A 15,544-nucleotide genomic window follows, 5' to 3' on the forward strand; every position below is an offset into this window, starting at 1 on the left:
AGGCGATGCTGCCGTGGCCCCGCCCCTGCTCTCAGCCCCCGTGCTGTGAGCGTGCCTTGAACGCGGCCTTCCGGGCTTCCTTGGCCACCCTCTTGTCGGGGTGCAGGCGCCCCATCGCCTCCAGGACCTCCGCGGTGGCGGGGTGGTCCACCCGCCACGCCGTCGTGAAGAAACCGCTGTGCTGGGCCGCCAGGCCCTCCACCAGCGCCCGCAGTTCCGTCGAGTTGCCCTCGGCCGCCAGTTGCGCGGCCACCGTGTCGATGGTCAGCCAGAACACCATCGCCTCCGGAGGCGCGGGCACGTCGACAGCTCCGTGTTCGGTGAGCCAGACCCGCGCCAGGCCTCCCAGTTCCGCGTCGTCCAGCACTTCGCGCAGGGCCGGCTCCGCCTCCGCGCCGACCAGGGAGAGCGCCTGCTGGCAGCGCAGCCTGCGCAGCGGCGCCCCGATGTCCGAGCCGCGCGCCGCAGCGAGCAACTCCCTTGCCGCCGCGAGCGGTTCGCGACGCGCCAGCCACTGCTCGGTCTCCGCCTGCGCCGCAGCCGCCGGGAACGCGGAGGTACCGTCGAGCAGCGCGTCCGCGCCCTTGTCCGCCAGCTCCCCCACCGCGGGGGCGATCACCCCGGCCTCCAGCATCCGGCTCCGCACCCCGTACAGACCCAGCGGGGTCAGCCGTACCATTCCGTACCGGCTGACGTCCGTCTCGTCGACGGGGGCCGCCGGCTCCTCGTCGACGTCGGCCATCAGCGCCTCGTCGACCGGCTGGAAGTCGACGAGCCCGATCGGCTCCAGGATCCGGAACTGGTCGTCGAGCCGCATCATGGCGTCCGACACCTGCTCCAGGACGTCATCGGTGGGCTCGCCCATGTCGTCGGGCACGATCATCGAGGCGGCGAGGACGGGCAGCGGCACCGGCCCGTCGCCGGGTCCGTCCTCGCTGACCGTCAACAGGTAGAGGCCGGCGAGTACTCCGTCGAGGAACTCGGCCTCCGCCTCCAGGTCCCAGTCGAGGGAGGAGAAGTCGATCTCACCGCCCTCGTCCACGGCGTCGACGAGGTCGTCGAGGTCGGGCACGCTCGCGTCGGCGAGCACGGTCTCCAGCGCGCCGAGCCACACGCCGAGCACATCGCCCGGACTGCCGGTGGTGAGCAGCGCGAGGTCGGCGCCCGTGGTGACCGTCCCCTCCTCCTCGTCTACGACCTCGACGAGCCCGGTGTCGACGGCGACCCGCCAGGCCTCGCTCGCCCAGGCGGCGGCGTCCTCGCCGGTCAGTCCGAGTACCTCGGCCGCGGCGGGCAGTTGCTCCTCGACGAGTTCACCCCCGGCGTCGACGCGGGTGTCCGGGCCGGCCCAGCGGGCGAGTCGGGCGGCACGGGAGAGCAACGGTGCGGCAAGCGCGTCCCGCGCGAGCTCCGCTTCGGAGTGCAGCCGAACCGGCGGCAAGGGGGAGCTGTCTGACATCGGCTGGATCTCCTTGGACCATACGGAGTGACGGGGGCGACGCCCCGGAGCACACGGCTCAGCCTAGACGGGTTTCCGCCCATGCCGCCCGGTTCATCTCCCCTTCCGGGTCGTATTGGCCGAAGCGTTGACAGCCGCCCTGACCCCACAGGACTCCATATTGCAGCGTTTCTAACCAGTACCAGGTAGAAGATTTAAGTGGAGCTTCACGATCGTCTTGCCGAGACTACTGCCATGACGACACCAGACCTTCCCGCCCCTCCCTTCGGCCGTGCCCTGTGCGCGATGATCACCCCCTTCACCGAGTCGGGCACCCTCGACCTGGACGGGGCGCAGTCACTCGCCGACCGGCTCGTGACCGGGGGCTGCGACGGCCTGGTCCTCTCGGGAACCACGGGCGAGTCCCCGACCACGACCGACGACGAGAAATCCGAGCTGGTACGGGCGGTACGCAAGGCGGTCGGCGAGCGGGCGACGATCGTGGCGGGCGTCGGCACATCGGACACGCGGCACACGGTGGAGCTGGCGCGGGCGGCGGAGAAGGCGGGCGCTGACGGCCTGCTGGTGGTCACGCCGTACTACAGCCGCCCCCCGCAGGACGCGGTCGAGGCCCACTTCCGCGAGATCGCCGACGCCTCCGGGCTGCCGCTCGCGCTGTACGACATCCCGGGCCGCACCGGCACCCGTATCGAGCCCGAGACGATGATCCGGCTCGCCGGGCATCCACGGATCGTGGCGGTCAAGGACTGCGCGTCCGACCTCCTCGGCACCCAGAAGGTGCTGGCGCACACCGAGTTGGCGTACTACGCCGGCTGCGACGAGCAGGTGCTCGCGCTGTACGCGGTCGGCGGCGCCGGGTATGTCAGCACGGTCGCCAATGTGGTGCCCGGCCGGTTCCGCGCGATCCTGGACGCCTTCGACGCGGGCCGGACGGCCGAGGCCGCCCGGCTTCAGCAAGACACCGTACGGCTGGTCGAACTGATGATGGCGTCCGGCCTGCCCGGCACGGTCACCGCGAAGGGCCTGCTGAGCCGGCTCGGCCTGCCCGCGGGCCCGGTCCGGGCACCACTGCGCCCCGCCGGCCGCGAGGTGGTCGACGAGTTGCTGCCGGAGTACGAGCGGCTGACTGCCAACTAGTGCTGTGACCGGCTACGAGAAGCGGCCGATCACGCGCGAGCGCCCTCCCGGGCCGCCATGGGGCCGCGGAAGGGCGCTCGTGAGGGAAGCGTGCTCAGTCGGTGATCAGTTGTGGCTGTGCAGGATCTCGTTCAGACCGCCCCACACCGCGTTGTTCGGGCGGGCCTCGACCGCGCCCGTCACCGAGTTGCGGCGGAAGAGGATGTTGGACGCGCCGGAGAGTTCCCGAGCCTTGATGATCTGACCGTCAGGCATGGTGACCCGCGTGCCGGCGGTGACGTACAGGCCGGCCTCGACGACGCACTCGTCACCGAGGGCGATGCCGACGCCCGCCTCGGCACCGATCAGACAGCGCTCGCCGATGGAGATGACCACGTTGCCGCCACCGGAGAGGGTGCCCATGGTGGAGGCGCCGCCGCCGATGTCCGAGCCGTCGCCGACGACGACGCCCGCGGAGATACGGCCCTCGACCATGGAGGAGCCGAGCGTGCCGGCGTTGAAGTTGACGAAGCCCTCGTGCATGACCGTGGTGCCCTCGGCGAGGTGCGCGCCCAGACGAACCCGGTCGGCGTCGGCGATGCGGACGCCCTTCGGCGCGACGTAGTCCGTCATGCGCGGGAACTTGTCGATCGAGGTCACCTGAAGGTGCAGGCCCTCGGCGCGGGCGTTCAGGCGCACCTTCTCGATGTCGTCGACGGCGACCGGACCGAGCGAGGTCCAGGCGACATTGGCGAGGAAGCCGAACATGCCCTCCAGGTTCTGGCCGTGCGGCTTGACCAGGCGGTGCGAGAGCAGGTGGAGGCGCAGGTAGACGTCGTGCGCGTCGATCGGCTTCTCGTCGAGCGAGGCGATGACCGTACGGACCGCGACCACCTCGACTCCCCGGCGGGCGTCCGGGCCGATGGCCTTCGCGGCGCCTGCACCGAGCAACTCCACGGCCCGCTCGACGGAAAGCCGCTCCGTGCCGGACGGGCCAGGACCCTCGGCAGTCTCAGCGGCGAGTTCGGGCGCGGGGAACCAGGTGTCGAGAACGGTGCCGTCGGCGGCGATCGCGGCAAGGCCGGTGGCCACGGCACCGGTGGTACGAAGAGCAGTCGTGTCGGTCATAGGGGAAACCTAACGTGGTGGGGCTCGCCCGAGCGAACCGGAGACAGGAGGCCGCTCGGGCCAGGACGCCCTGGTGGCGCCGGGTCAGGGAATCACCCGTGCCAGCACGTCACGGGCGTACTCCTCGTCGTAGGAACCGTCGGTCAGCAGCACCTGCAGGCAGATCCCGTCCATCAGCGCGACGAGCGCCCGCGCGGTGACCGGATCGGTATGGCTGGACAGCAGTGCGGCCAGGCCCTCGGCCCACTCGGCGGCCACGGGGCGCAGGGCGGGGCGGCGCAGAGCGGCGAGGTAGAGCTCGTACTCCAGCTCCACTCCGGTGCGGTCACCCGCGAGCCACTGACCCATCAAGCCCGCCAGTTCCCCGGCCAGGTCGGTCCGCGGGTCCTCGAGGCCGCCGCTCGCGGCGAGCACCTTGGCGAAGCCCTCGTTCGCCTGCCGAAGGGCGGCGACCAGCAGTTCGTCGAGGGTCTTGAAGTGGTAGGTCGTGGAGCCGAGCGGAACATCGGCCTCGGCGGCGACGGAACGGTGGCTCAGCCCCGCGATGCCCTTCTCGCCCACCACCCGGATCGCCGCGTCGATGATCCGCTGCCGCCGCCCGGGGTCGTAACGCCGGGGCATCAGTGCGCTCCTCCCAGGTTCAGGACCACTACACCGACGACGATCAGTGTGAGTCCGGCTATCTTCGCGAAGCCAAGCCCCTCCCCGAAGAGTGTCAGCCCTATAGCGGCCACGGCCGCCGTGCCGACCCCGGCCCAGATGGCGTACGCCGTGCCGATCGACACCGTCTTCAGGGTCTGCGCGAGCAGCGCGAAGGAGACGACATAGCCGAGGAGGGTCAGCAGCGTGGGCCACAGCCTGCTGAACCCCTCGCTGTATTTCATGGCGGTCGTGGCGACGACTTCGGAGGCAATGGCCCCGGCGAGGAAGGCGAATCCCATGTGTACAAGTGTACGCATCGGTATGTACGACTGTACGCAAAATCGCCGGAGGAGCGTACTCCGGGGCGGCCTGAGCCATGACCGGAAAACGCCAGTGACCCCTGGCACCCAAGGGGCTGCCAGGGGCCACCGCACGGCCATCGCGGCTGTCAGACGTTGAACCCCAGCGCCCGAAGCTGCTCGCGGCCCTCGTCCGTGATCTTGTCGGGGCCCCACGGCGGCATCCAGACCCAGTTGATGCGCAGCTCGCCGACCAGGCCGTCGGTGGCGGACTTGGCCTGGTCCTCGATGACGTCCGTCAGCGGACAGGCCGCCGAGGTCAGGGTCATGTCGATGGTGGCGATGTTCGCCGCCTCGTCGATGTGGATGCCGTAGATGAGGCCGAGGTTGACGACGTCGATGCCCAGTTCGGGGTCGACGACGTCCATCAGGGCCTCGCGGATTTCCTCCTCCGAGACCGGCTTCATCTCCACGGTGTCGCTCATGCCGTCTTCCTTTCGGCGTCGGCTCCGCCCAGCACCTGGGCCGTCGCGTCCTTCCACGCCATCCAGCTCAGGAGGGCGCACTTCACCCGCGCCGGGTACTTGGAGACTCCCGCGAACGCCACCGCGTCCTCAAGGATGTCCTCCATCGCCTCGTCGGGCTCGACCCGGCCCCTGGACTGCATCAGTTCCAGGAAGGTCTCCTGGATCTGCTGCGCCTCGGCCAGCTCCTTGCCGACGAGAAGGTCGTTCAGCACGGAGGCCGAGGCCTGGCTGATGGAGCAGCCCTGGCCCTCGTACGAGACGTCCTTGATCGTCGTGCCGTCGTACTTCACGCGAAGGGTGATCTCGTCGCCGCACGTCGGGTTCACGTGGTGCACCTCGGCGTCGCCATCCCGAAGACCACGCCCGTGCGGGTTCTTGTAGTGGTCCAGGATGACGTCCTGGTACATGGAGTCCAGCTTCACGCCTCAGCCCCTCATCCGAAGAAGTTCCGTACGTGCTCCAGGCCGTCGACCAGTGCGTCGATCTCGGCGGGCGTGGAGTACAGATAGAACGACGCTCGCGTGGTCGCGGGAATTCCGTAGCGGAGGCAGACGGGGCGGGCGCAGTGGTGGCCGACCCGGACCGCGATGCCCTGCTCGTCGAGGACCTGACCCACGTCGTGCGGGTGGATGTCACCCAGCGTGAAGGAGATCGCCGCGCCCCGGTCCTCGGCCGTTGCCGGGCCGATGATCCTCAGGTCGGGGACCGCCGTGAGCCGCTGCACCGCGTACTCGGTGAGCGCGTGCTCATGGGCGAGGATCCGGTCCATGCCGATCGAGCTCAGGTAGTCGATCGCCGCGCCGAGACCGACCGCCTGGGCGATCGGCGGGGTACCCGCCTCGAACTTGTGGGGCGCGGGAGCGTAGGTCGACGAGTGCATCGACACCGTCTCGATCATCTCGCCGCCGCCCAGGAACGGAGGCAGGTCCTCCAGCAGCTCCTGGCGGCCCCACAGGACGCCGATGCCGGTCGGGCCGCACATCTTGTGGCCGGTGAAGGCCACGAAGTCGGCCTGCAGAGCCTGGACGTCCAGCGGCATGTGCGGCGCGGCCTGCGAGGCGTCGACGCACACCAGCGCACCGACCTCCTGCGCGCGGCGGACTATCGCCTCGACCGGGTTCACCGTGCCCAGGATGTTGGACACCAGCACAAAGGAGACGATCTTCGTCTTCTCCGTGATGATCTCTTCTATGTTCGACAGGTCGAGTCGGCCGTCGTCCGTGAGACCGAACCACTTCAGCTTCGCGCCCGTGCGCTGCGCCAGCAGCTGCCACGGCACGATGTTGGAGTGGTGCTCCATCTCCGTGATGACGATCTCGGTGTCGCGGTCCACCCGGTAGGGCTCGTCGGCCCAGCCGAGCATGTTCGCCACGAGGTTGAGCGACTCGGAGGCGTTCTTGGTGAAGATCACCTCGTCGCGGCTCGGCGCGTTGATGAACGCGGCGACCTTGTCGCGCGCGCCCTCGTACAGCTCCGTGGCCTCCTCGGCGAGCACATGCACACCGCGGTGGACGTTGGCGTTGTGCTCTTCGTAGTACTCGGAGAGCACGTCGAGCACCTGGCGCGGGGTCTGTGAGGTAGCCGCGTTGTCCAGGTACACAAGCTTCTTACCGTCGTGGACCTGCCGGTCCAGGATGGGGAAGTCCTTACGGATCGCCTCGGTGTCGAGGAGGCCCGGCAGCTGTGTCACGCGGCACCCTCCTTCGTCACGTACGCCTCGTAGCCCTCGTTCTCCAGCTTGTCGGCGAGCTCGGGACCGCCGGACTCGACGATGCGGCCGCCGGCGAACACATGGACGTGGTCGGGCTTGATGTAGCGCAGGATGCGCGTGTAGTGCGTGATCAGCAGGGTGCCGACCTCGCCGGACTCGCGGACGCGGTTGACGCCCTCGGACACGATGCGCAGCGCGTCGACGTCCAGACCGGAGTCCGTCTCGTCGAGGATCGCGACCTTCGGCTTGAGCAGCTCGAGCTGGAGGATCTCGTGGCGCTTCTTCTCACCGCCGGAGAAACCCTCGTTGACGTTGCGCTCGGCGAAGGAGGGGTCCATGTGGAGGTGCTCCATGGCCCCCTTGACCTCCTTCACCCAGGTGCGCAGCTTCGGCGCCTCGCCGCGGATGGCCGTGGCGGAGGTACGGAGGAAGTTGGAGACCGAGACACCGGGGACCTCGACCGGGTACTGCATCGCCAGGAACAGGCCTGCGCGGGCGCGCTCGTCGACGGACATGGCGAGGACGTCCTCGCCGTCGAGCAGCACCGTGCCGCTGGTGATCGTGTACTTCGGGTGACCCGCGAGCGAGTAGGCGAGGGTCGACTTGCCAGAGCCGTTGGGGCCCATGATGGCGTGCGTCTCGCCCTGCTTCACGGTGAGGTCGACGCCCTTGAGGATCTCCTTCGTGGCGTTGTCGGCCTCGACGGTGACGTGCAGGTCTCGGATTTCAAGCGTTGCCATGGGTGCCTCAGGACTCCTGGGAGAGGGAGACGAGCACGTCGTCCCCTTCGATCTTTACGGGGTATACGGGGACGGGGCGCGTCGCGGGGAGGGCGTCGGGCTTGCCCGAGCGCAGGTCGAAGCGCGAGCCGTGCAGCCAGCACTCGATGTGGCAGTCGTCCACCTCGCCCTCCGACAGCGAGACGTTCGCGTGGGAGCAGATGTCGTAGATGGCGAACACCTCTCCCTCTGTCTTGACGATCGAGACCGGCGTGCCGTCGATTTCCACCCGCTTCGGGGTGTCCTCCTCCAGCTCGCTCAGTCCGCAAACGCGTACGAAGGTCGTCGAGTCCGTCATGCGACCGACGCCTCCAGCTCTTCTTCGATCCTGGCGATCAGGCGCTCCTCGATGTCCTGGACACCGATCTGCTGGACCAGCTCGGCGAAGAAGCCGCGGACCACCAGGCGCCGGGCCTCGTACTCCGGGATACCTCGGGCCATCAGGTAGAAGAGCTGCTCGTCGTCGAAGCGGCCGGTGGCGGAGGCGTGGCCGGCACCGACGATCTCACCGGTCTCGATCTCCAGGTTGGGGACCGAGTCGACGCGCGCGCCGTCCGTGAGGACGAGGTTGCGGTTCATCTCATAGGTGTCCGTGCCCTCGGCCTTCGCCTCGATGAGCACGTCACCGATCCACACGGCGTGCGCGTCGTCGCCCTGGAGCGCGCCCTTGTAGGCGACGTTCGACTTGCAGTGCGGGGTGTTGTGGTCGACGAGGAGCCGGTGCTCCTGGTGCTGGCCCTTGTCGGTGAAGTACAGGCCGTACAGCTCGGCCTCGCCGCCGGTGGCGGCGTACTCCACGCGCGGGTGCAGCCGGACCAGGTCGCCGCCGAAGGTCACGACGACCGACTTGAAGTGCGCGTCCCGGCCGATCAGAGCGTTGTGCTGGCCCACGTGCACGGCCTTCTCGTCCCAGTCCTGGACCGAGACGACGGTCAGCTTGGCGCCGTCACCCAGGATGTAGTCGACGTTCGCGGCGAGCACAGCGTCGCCGGTGTGGTCGATGACGACGACCGCCTCGGCGAAGGCGCCGAGCTCGATCACCTGGTGGCCGAAGGCGACCCCGCCCTCGCCCTGCACCGCGATGCGGACCGGCTCGGTGAGGACGGTCTCCTTCGGGACGGTCACGACCGAGGCCTTCTCGAAGGCCGAGTACGCCTGCGCGGCGACGCGGTCGACCGGGATGCCCGCCTTGCCGAGCCGCGCGTCGTCGCGGCCGACGGTCTCCACGACGACGCCCTCGGGGGCGTCGATGGTGACCTTGACACCCTCGCCGGCGGCGACCGCGGTGCCGTCGTGCAGACCGCGCAGCCGCTCCAGCGGCGTGAACCGCCATTCCTCCTCGCGGCCGTGCGGGACGGGGAAGTCCGCCACGTCGAAGGACGGCGGCGCGCTCATACGGGTGGCGACGGTCGACTCGGCGGCCACCGCGATCTGGCCGGCGGTTGTAGAACCCACCGGTGGGGGTCCCCCCGCTCGAGCGGAGTTGAGAGTGGGGGAGTTCTGAGCCTCAGCCATGGCTGTCGTTGTGCTCTCTTCCTACGTCAGTTGTGATCTTCGGCCCGCTCCGTACGGGCGGACCGCCGCCGCTTCGAGGGGCCGGTCAGCCGACCGCGCCCTCCATCTGCAGCTCGATCAGCCGGTTGAGCTCAAGGGCGTACTCCATGGGCAGCTCCTTGGCGATCGGCTCGACGAAGCCGCGCACGATCATCGCCATCGCCTCGAACTCGGTCAGACCGCGGCTCATCAGGTAGAAGAGCTGGTCCTCGGAGACCTTGGAGACGGTCGCCTCGTGGCCCATGGACACGTCGTCCTCGCGGACGTCGACGTACGGGTAGGTGTCGGACCGCGAGATGGTGTCGACCAGCAGCGCGTCGCAGAGCACGTTGGACTTGGAGCCCGGGGCGCCCTCGCCGATCTCGACCAGGCCGCGGTACGAGGTGCGGCCACCGCCGCGCGCCACCGACTTGGAGACGATGTTGGACGAGGTGTTGGGCGCCATGTGGACCATCTTGGAACCGGCGTCCTGGTGCTGACCCTCGCCCGCGAAGGCGATGGAAAGGGTCTCGCCCTTGGCGTGCTCGCCCATCAGGTAGACGGCCGGGTACTTCATCGTCACCTTGGAGCCGATGTTGCCGTCGATCCACTCCATGGTCGCGCCCTCGTAGGCCACGGCGCGCTTGGTGACCAGGTTGTAGACGTTGTTCGACCAGTTCTGGATGGTCGTGTAGCGGCAGCGGGCGTTCTTCTTGACGATGATCTCGACGACAGCGGAGTGCAGCGAGTCCGACTTGTAGATCGGTGCCGTACAACCCTCGACGTAGTGCACGTAGGCACCCTCGTCGACGATGATCAGGGTCCGCTCGAACTGGCCCATGTTCTCCGTGTTGATCCGGAAGTAGGCCTGGAGCGGGATCTCCACATGCACGCCCGGCGGCACGTAGATGAAGGAGCCGCCGGACCACACGGCGGTGTTCAGCGAGGCGAACTTGTTGTCACCGGCGGGGATGACGGTCCCGAAGTACTCCTTGAAGAGCTCCGGGTGCTCCTTCAGCGCGGTGTCGGTGTCGAGGAAGATGACGCCCTGCTCCTCCAGGTCCTCGCGGATCTGGTGGTAGACGACCTCGGACTCGTACTGGGCGGCGACACCGGCCACGAGGCGCTGCTTCTCCGCCTCGGGGATGCCGAGCTTGTCGTACGTGTTCTTGATGTCCTCGGGCAGGTCCTCCCAGGACTCCGCCTGCTTCTCCGTGGAGCGGACGAAGTACTTGATGTTGTCGAAGTCGATACCCGACAGGTCCGAGCCCCAGTTGGGCATCGGCTTCTTCTCGAAGAGCCGCAGGCCCTTGAGACGCAGCTTGGTCATCCACTCCGGCTCGGACTTCTTCGCCGAGATGTCCCGGACGACGTCCTCACTCAGACCGCGCTTCGCCGCGGCACCGGCCTCGTCGGAGTCGGCCCAGCCGTATTCGTAGTTGCCCAGGCCCTCGAGTTCGGGGTGAGCAGTCTCCGTGGGGAGAGTCATGCGGGGTTCCTCCCGGCCGTGCTGGCAGATGCGTTGTGAGTGGTCTTCTTGGGGTTCTTGGCGGTGTGCGGCGCCTTGGGGATGAACGTCGTGCAGACGCCGTCGCCATGCGCGATCGTCGCCAGTCGCTGGACGTGCGTGCCGAGCAGCTGGGAGAAGACCTCCGTCTCGGCCTCGCACAGCTGCGGGAACTCTTCCGCGACATGAACGACCGGGCAGTGGTGCTGACAGAGCTGCTCGCCGACCGGTGCGCTGCGCGCCGTAGCAGCGTACCCGTCCGCGCTCAACGCCTTGGCCAGCGCTTCGGTGCGCTCCTCGGGAGCGGCGGCCTCGATCGCCTGGCGGTAGGCGGTCGCCTGCTCGGCGAGCCTGGCGCGCGCGAAGGCGACGACGGCCTCGTCCCCGCCGTACTGCTGCTGGATCCACCGCAGGGCGTCCGCGGCCAGCTTGTCGTAGGACTGGTCGAAGGCGTCGCGGCCGCAGTCGGTGAGCGCGAAGACCTTGGCGGGGCGACCACGCGTACGCGCCCCGTACACACGCTGCTCACGGGCTTCCACGACGTCGTCGGCGACGAGCGCGTCCAGATGCCGTCGTACGGCCGCCTGCGTGAGACCCAGCCGCCCGGCGAGTTCGGCGACGGTCGACGGCCCGTGATCCAGGATGGATCGCGCGACCCGGTTGCGCGTGGAGCGCTCTCCGGTCGCGAACTCCTCCTGAGGGGCCCCCACGGGGGTCTCCCGAGACTCGCCGACGTTTTTCACAACGCCATTGTTGCGTAATTCCTCAGAGCCTGACAAGCGGCGTCCGGGCAGGCCGCGGTGCCCTGCGTCACTTAGGCATACCTAATGTGACCTGCGGAAACGATCTCTGATCGATCAAACCGCTGGCGCCTTCAGGTCGGAACGGGAAGACTCCCTGACCATGTCCACACCCCCTCCGACCGGCCCTCTTGTCACACGAAACACGCTGTCCGCGGAGCTGCGCACGCTGGGTGTGGAGCCCGGCGAGACCCTGCTGGTGCACTCTTCGCTCAGCTCACTCGGCTGGGTGTGCGGAGGTGCCGTCACGGTAGTCCAGGCGCTGCTCGACGCCCTTGGTCCGAACGGCAACCTCGTCGTCCCCACCCAGTCCGGGGAGCTGTCCGACCCGGCGCTATGGGGCAGTCCGCCGGTCCCCGAGGACTGGTGGGAGACCATCCGCGCCACGATGCCCGCCTACGACCCCCTGATCACGCCCTCACGCGGCGTCGGCGTTGTCCCGGAGACGGTCCGCAGGTGGCCGGGCGCCCTGCGCAGCGCCCACCCCCAGACCTCCTTCGCGGCCCTCGGCCCGCACGCCGCGCAGATCATCGACGGACACGCGCCCGACTGCCGGCTCGGCGAGCGCAGCCCGCTGGCCCGACTGGAGGAACTGGGCGCCCGCGTCCTGCTGCTCGGCGCGGGCTACGACAGCTGCACCTCCTTCCACCTCGCCGAGTACCGGATACCGTCGCCGCTCGTCGAGGTGGGCCGGCCCGGCCCGGCCGGCTGGGAAACGGTCACCGAGGTGTCGATCACCTCGGACCGGTTCGACGAGCTCGGGCACGACTTCGAACGGGATCGTCCCGTCGTCCGGGGCAAGGCGGGTGCGGCCGACGTACGGCTGTTTCCCGTGGCGGACGCGGTGGCCTACGCGGAGCGGTGGCTGGCGCTGCACCGACCCCGTGAGGAGGAGTTCCTGAACCCACCCGTCTGAGGCACCGGGCACCTCCTTAAACTCTGGAGCCATGCGAAGTGAGCCCGTGGTCCAGGTCCAGGCCCTGGTGAAGCGGTACGGCACGAAGACCGCGGTGGATGGCCTCGACCTGGTGGCCCAGACGGGTGTGACGGCTGTGCTCGGCCCCAACGGCGCGGGCAAGACGAGCACGATAGAGACCTGCGAGGGGTACCGGAAGCCGGACGCCGGCACGGTGCGTGTCCTCGGCCTCGACCCGGTCCGGCAGTCCGCCGAGCTGCGCCCCCGCATCGGCGTGATGCTGCAGTCCGGCGGTGTGTACTCGGGCGCACGGGCGGACGAGATGCTGCGCCATGTAGCCAGGCTGCACGCCCATCCGCTGGACGTGGACGCGCTCATCGAGCGGCTGGGCCTCGGCAGCTGCGGCCGGACGACCTACCGCCGGCTCTCGGGCGGTCAGCAGCAGCGCCTGGCGCTGGCGATGGCCGTGGTGGGCCGCCCGGAGCTGGTGTTCCTGGACGAGCCGACGGCCGGGCTCGACCCCCAGGCCCGCCGCGCCACCTGGGACCTCGTGCGGGACCTGCGCGCCGACGGCGTCTCCGTGATCCTGACCACTCACTACATGGACGAGGCCGAGCAGCTCGCCGACGACGTCGCGATCATCGACGCCGGCCGGGTCATAGCCCAGGGCTCCCCCGAAGAGCTGTGCCGCGGCGGCGCGGAGAACACCCTGCGCTTCACGGGTCGGCCGGGCCTCGACGTGGGGTCCCTGCTGAAGGCACTCCCGGCGGACTGCACCGCGGCGGAACTGACACCGGGCTCGTACCGCGTGGGCGGCAAGGTCGACCCGCAACTGCTCGCGACGGTCACCTCCTGGTGCGCCCAACACGGGGTGATGCCGGACCGGATCTCCGTCGAACGGCACACCCTCGAAGACGTCTTTCTGGAGCTCACGGGTAAGGAGCTGCGCTCGTGACGGCCATCAGTACCTACGCGCCGAAGCCAGGCGCCGCACCCCTGTCCCGCATGATCGCGGCGCAGGCCGTGCTGGAGACGAAGATGCTGCTGCGCAACGGCGAGCAGCTGCTGCTGACGGTCGTGATCCCGACGCTGCTGCTGGTGCTGTTCAGCTCGGTGGACATCGTGGACACCGGCGCCGGCAAGTCGGTCGACTTCCTCGCCCCCGGCATCCTGGCGCTCGCCGTGATGTCGACGGCGTTCACGGGGCAGGCGATCGCGACCGGCTTCGAGCGCCGGTACGGCGTGCTGAAGCGGCTCGCCTCCTCTCCGCTGCCCCGCTGGGGCCTGATGACGGCGAAGACGGCGTCGGTGCTGGTGACGGAGGTGCTCCAGATCCTCCTGCTGACGGTGATCGCCTTCGCGCTGGGCTGGTCGCCGCACGGCAACCCGGTCGCCGTCGTCCTGCTGCTGGTCCTGGGCACGGCCGCCTTCTCCGGTCTCGGTCTGCTGATGGCGGGCACGCTGAAGGCGGAGGCGACGCTGGCCGCGGCCAACCTGGTCTTCCTGCTGCTGCTCGTCGGCGGCGGGGTCGTCGTGCCGCTGGACAAGTTCCCCTCCGGCGCCCAGGACGTCCTCGGTCTGCTGCCCATCTCGGCACTGTCCGACGGCCTGAGGGACGTGCTGCAGCACGGGGCCGGGATGCCCTGGGGCGACCTGGGGATCCTCGCCGTGTGGGCGGTAGCGGGGCTCGCGGCGGCGGGAAAGCTCTTCCGCTGGGAGTAGCCGGGAGGTGAACACGATGACCCTCGTGAAACCGTGCACAAGCGGCCCCCTACCATGAGAGGCGTGCCAAACGTGACCCGCGCCGATGTCGACGCCGCCTTGCGCAATCCGCTCGCCTTCATCGCCGATCGCTGGACCCCGCAGCCGAGGACCGTCCAGCGGGCGGCTCTCGCCGCGCTTGTCATGGCGGTCATCATCGTCGTCACCGGCGGCGCGGTGCGCCTGACCGGTTCGGGCCTGGGCTGCCCGACCTGGCCCTCCTGCACGGATGACTCGCTGACCACCACACGGGCCATGGGCTTCCACGGTGTGATCGAGTTCGGCAACCGCATGCTGACGTACGTGCTGTGCGCGGCGGTCGGCTGGGCGATCATCGCCGCGCGCTCGCAGAAGCCGTGGCGACGCAGCCTCACCCGGCTCGGCTGGGCACAGTTCTGGCTCGTGATGGGCAACGCGGTACTCGGCGGCATCGTGGTCCTCGTCGGCCTGAACCCGTACACCGTCGCGGCGCACTTCCTGCTGTCCACGGCACTGATCGCCGTGGCCACGGTGATGTGGCAGCGCACTCGCGAGGGTGACGCCGCGCCCCGCCCGCTGGTCGGCAAGGCGGTGCAGCAGCTGGTGTGGTTCCTGATCGCGGCGAGCGTGCTGCTGATCATGGTGGGCACGGTGGTGACCGGGGCCGGCCCGCACGCCGGCGACTCCACGGAGGTCTACCGCATCCCCATCGACTGGGAGACGGTCGCCAAGCTGCACGCCGTGCTCGCCTGGATCGTGGTGACGTTGACCTTCGCCCTGTGGTTCATCCTCAAGGCCGTCGACGCGCCCAGGGGACCCCTGCTGCGCACCCGCGAGCTGTTCCTGATCCTGCTGGCCCAGGGCGCGCTGGGCTACATCCAGTACTTCACGCACCTGCCCGAGGTCCTGGTCGGTCTGCACATGTTCGGCTCCTGCGTGATGTGGATCGGGGCGCTGCGGGTACTGCTGTCGCTGCGGGAGCGCCCGCTCGACAACCCGAGCCACCAGGCTCCCGCTGCCACGGATCGGCTCGTCGAGCACGCGTCGAGCTGACAGGCGCCTCAGTCGCCCAGCCCGTACACCCGTCGCGCGTTCCCCACGGCGATCATGCCCGCCACCCGCTGCGCGTCCGCCAGTGACCAGGCGCCCTCGGCGACCCAGGCCCCCAGCACCCGGGAGAGCGCTCCGCGGAACAGTCGGGCGGCGATCACATGGAGTCCGGGCAGGCCGTGGGCGCCGCTGGAGAAGAGGAGCTTGCCGAAGCGGGCCAGTTCCACTATCTCGGCCAGGACCACGGGGGCCCGGGCGCGCGAGGGCCGCGCCCAGGTCGGGGCTGGACCGCGCCTTCTCAGGTCCTAACGGGTGAACCGGGCATCAGGTGTTGCTC

Annotated in this window: 17 protein-coding genes and 1 pseudogene; 5 read left to right on the forward strand and 13 right to left on the reverse strand. The window is 69.4% G+C overall.

Annotated features, from left to right (window positions below; all coding sequences use genetic code 11):
- Window positions 1–31: 31 nt before the first annotated feature.
- Complete coding sequence (locus ACWDEX_RS14995) at window positions 32–1,459, reverse strand: hypothetical protein (protein WP_450463744.1); 1,428 nt, start codon at window positions 1,457–1,459, stop codon at window positions 32–34.
- 234 nt (window positions 1,460–1,693) lie between these two features.
- On the opposite strand from ACWDEX_RS14995, the gene dapA reads away from it, so the two are divergent.
- Window positions 1,694–2,596: a 4-hydroxy-tetrahydrodipicolinate synthase gene (gene dapA / locus ACWDEX_RS15000; RefSeq protein WP_450463745.1), complete on the forward strand. Its 903-nt coding sequence runs from the start codon at window positions 1,694–1,696 to the stop codon at window positions 2,594–2,596.
- A gap of 105 nt (window positions 2,597–2,701) precedes the next feature.
- On the opposite strand, the gene dapD is transcribed toward dapA, so the two are convergent.
- From dapD to ACWDEX_RS15055, 11 genes are all read right to left on the reverse strand, one after another.
- The gene (dapD, locus tag ACWDEX_RS15005; protein WP_450463746.1) at window positions 2,702–3,703 is read right to left on the reverse strand and encodes a 2,3,4,5-tetrahydropyridine-2,6-dicarboxylate N-succinyltransferase; all 1,002 of its coding nucleotides are present in this window, start codon (window positions 3,701–3,703) and stop codon (window positions 2,702–2,704) included.
- A gap of 84 nt (window positions 3,704–3,787) precedes the next feature.
- Window positions 3,788–4,324: a TetR/AcrR family transcriptional regulator gene (locus tag ACWDEX_RS15010; RefSeq protein ID WP_450463747.1), complete on the reverse strand. Its 537-nt coding sequence runs from the start codon at window positions 4,322–4,324 to the stop codon at window positions 3,788–3,790.
- Window positions 4,324–4,644: a DMT family transporter gene (locus ACWDEX_RS15015; RefSeq protein WP_450463748.1), complete on the reverse strand. Its 321-nt coding sequence runs from the start codon at window positions 4,642–4,644 to the stop codon at window positions 4,324–4,326. Before ACWDEX_RS15015 ends, ACWDEX_RS15010 begins: the two co-directional genes overlap by 1 nt.
- Window positions 4,645–4,793: 149 nt before the next feature.
- The gene (locus ACWDEX_RS15020; RefSeq protein ID WP_450463750.1) at window positions 4,794–5,129 is read right to left on the reverse strand and encodes a metal-sulfur cluster assembly factor; all 336 of its coding nucleotides are present in this window, start codon (window positions 5,127–5,129) and stop codon (window positions 4,794–4,796) included.
- Window positions 5,126–5,593, reverse strand: a complete 468-nt coding sequence (gene sufU / locus ACWDEX_RS15025; RefSeq protein ID WP_450463752.1) for a Fe-S cluster assembly sulfur transfer protein SufU — start codon at window positions 5,591–5,593, stop codon at window positions 5,126–5,128. Before sufU ends, ACWDEX_RS15020 begins: the two co-directional genes overlap by 4 nt.
- Before the next feature lie 11 nt (window positions 5,594–5,604).
- A complete protein-coding gene (locus ACWDEX_RS15030; RefSeq protein ID WP_450463753.1) occupies window positions 5,605–6,861 on the reverse strand; it encodes a cysteine desulfurase in 1,257 nt (418 codons plus the stop codon).
- Complete coding sequence (gene sufC / locus ACWDEX_RS15035; RefSeq protein WP_450463755.1) at window positions 6,858–7,622, reverse strand: Fe-S cluster assembly ATPase SufC; 765 nt, start codon at window positions 7,620–7,622, stop codon at window positions 6,858–6,860. The genes ACWDEX_RS15030 and sufC overlap by 4 nt, the downstream gene beginning before the upstream one ends.
- Window positions 7,623–7,629: 7 nt before the next feature.
- Entirely contained in the window at window positions 7,630–7,959 is a 330-nt protein-coding gene (locus ACWDEX_RS15040) for a non-heme iron oxygenase ferredoxin subunit (RefSeq protein WP_450463756.1), read from the reverse strand.
- Window positions 7,956–9,176, reverse strand: coding sequence for a Fe-S cluster assembly protein SufD (gene sufD, locus ACWDEX_RS15045; RefSeq protein ID WP_450463758.1), 1,221 nt, complete (start codon window positions 9,174–9,176; stop codon window positions 7,956–7,958). The genes ACWDEX_RS15040 and sufD overlap by 4 nt, the downstream gene beginning before the upstream one ends.
- Window positions 9,177–9,261: 85 nt before the next feature.
- A complete protein-coding gene (gene sufB, locus ACWDEX_RS15050) occupies window positions 9,262–10,683 on the reverse strand; it encodes a Fe-S cluster assembly protein SufB (RefSeq protein ID WP_450463760.1) in 1,422 nt (473 codons plus the stop codon).
- A complete protein-coding gene (locus tag ACWDEX_RS15055) occupies window positions 10,680–11,444 on the reverse strand; it encodes a helix-turn-helix transcriptional regulator (RefSeq protein WP_450463761.1) in 765 nt (254 codons plus the stop codon). The genes sufB and ACWDEX_RS15055 overlap by 4 nt, the downstream gene beginning before the upstream one ends.
- A 160-nt stretch (window positions 11,445–11,604) precedes the next feature.
- Here ACWDEX_RS15055 and ACWDEX_RS15060 point away from each other — a divergent pair, with 160 nt between their 5' ends.
- The 4 genes from ACWDEX_RS15060 to ACWDEX_RS15075 are packed head-to-tail and all read left to right on the forward strand — an operon-like array spanning window position 11,605 to window position 15,210.
- A complete protein-coding gene (locus ACWDEX_RS15060; RefSeq protein ID WP_450463763.1) occupies window positions 11,605–12,417 on the forward strand; it encodes an aminoglycoside N(3)-acetyltransferase in 813 nt (270 codons plus the stop codon).
- A 31-nt stretch (window positions 12,418–12,448) separates the two neighbouring features.
- Window positions 12,449–13,372, forward strand: a complete 924-nt coding sequence (locus ACWDEX_RS15065; RefSeq protein WP_450463765.1) for an ABC transporter ATP-binding protein — start codon at window positions 12,449–12,451, stop codon at window positions 13,370–13,372.
- Between the two features lie 50 nt (window positions 13,373–13,422).
- Window positions 13,423–14,139: an ABC transporter permease gene (locus ACWDEX_RS15070; RefSeq protein ID WP_450463861.1), complete on the forward strand. Its 717-nt coding sequence runs from the start codon at window positions 13,423–13,425 to the stop codon at window positions 14,137–14,139.
- 54 nt (window positions 14,140–14,193) lie between these two features.
- Complete coding sequence (locus tag ACWDEX_RS15075) at window positions 14,194–15,210, forward strand: COX15/CtaA family protein (RefSeq protein WP_450463767.1); 1,017 nt, start codon at window positions 14,194–14,196, stop codon at window positions 15,208–15,210.
- Between the two features lie 8 nt (window positions 15,211–15,218).
- Here the strand turns inward: ACWDEX_RS15075 and ACWDEX_RS15080 are convergent.
- A pseudogene (locus tag ACWDEX_RS15080) lies at window positions 15,219–15,464 on the reverse strand (amidohydrolase); the annotation flags it as partial.
- Between the last annotated feature and the right edge of the window lie 80 nt (window positions 15,465–15,544).

The sequence above is a fragment of the Streptomyces sp. NPDC001020 genome (assembly GCF_053599115.1).

Coding starts and splice junctions, on each gene's coding strand:
- ACWDEX_RS14995 (WP_450463744.1), bottom strand. CDS start 1,459: ATGTCAGACAGCTCCCCCTTGCCGCCGGTTCGGCTGCACTCCGAAGCG.
- dapA (WP_450463745.1), top strand. CDS start 1,694: ATGACGACACCAGACCTTCCCGCCCCTCCCTTCGGCCGTGCCCTGTGC.
- dapD (WP_450463746.1), bottom strand. CDS start 3,703: ATGACCGACACGACTGCTCTTCGTACCACCGGTGCCGTGGCCACCGGC.
- ACWDEX_RS15010 (WP_450463747.1), bottom strand. CDS start 4,324: ATGCCCCGGCGTTACGACCCCGGGCGGCGGCAGCGGATCATCGACGCG.
- ACWDEX_RS15015 (WP_450463748.1), bottom strand. CDS start 4,644: ATGGGATTCGCCTTCCTCGCCGGGGCCATTGCCTCCGAAGTCGTCGCC.
- ACWDEX_RS15020 (WP_450463750.1), bottom strand. CDS start 5,129: ATGAGCGACACCGTGGAGATGAAGCCGGTCTCGGAGGAGGAAATCCGC.
- sufC (WP_450463755.1), bottom strand. CDS start 7,622: ATGGCAACGCTTGAAATCCGAGACCTGCACGTCACCGTCGAGGCCGAC.
- ACWDEX_RS15040 (WP_450463756.1), bottom strand. CDS start 7,959: ATGACGGACTCGACGACCTTCGTACGCGTTTGCGGACTGAGCGAGCTG.
- sufD (WP_450463758.1), bottom strand. CDS start 9,176: ATGGCTGAGGCTCAGAACTCCCCCACTCTCAACTCCGCTCGAGCGGGG.
- sufB (WP_450463760.1), bottom strand. CDS start 10,683: ATGACTCTCCCCACGGAGACTGCTCACCCCGAACTCGAGGGCCTGGGC.
- ACWDEX_RS15060 (WP_450463763.1), top strand. CDS start 11,605: ATGTCCACACCCCCTCCGACCGGCCCTCTTGTCACACGAAACACGCTG.
- ACWDEX_RS15065 (WP_450463765.1), top strand. CDS start 12,449: ATGCGAAGTGAGCCCGTGGTCCAGGTCCAGGCCCTGGTGAAGCGGTAC.
- ACWDEX_RS15070 (WP_450463861.1), top strand. CDS start 13,423: ATGATCGCGGCGCAGGCCGTGCTGGAGACGAAGATGCTGCTGCGCAAC.
- ACWDEX_RS15075 (WP_450463767.1), top strand. CDS start 14,194: ATGAGAGGCGTGCCAAACGTGACCCGCGCCGATGTCGACGCCGCCTTG.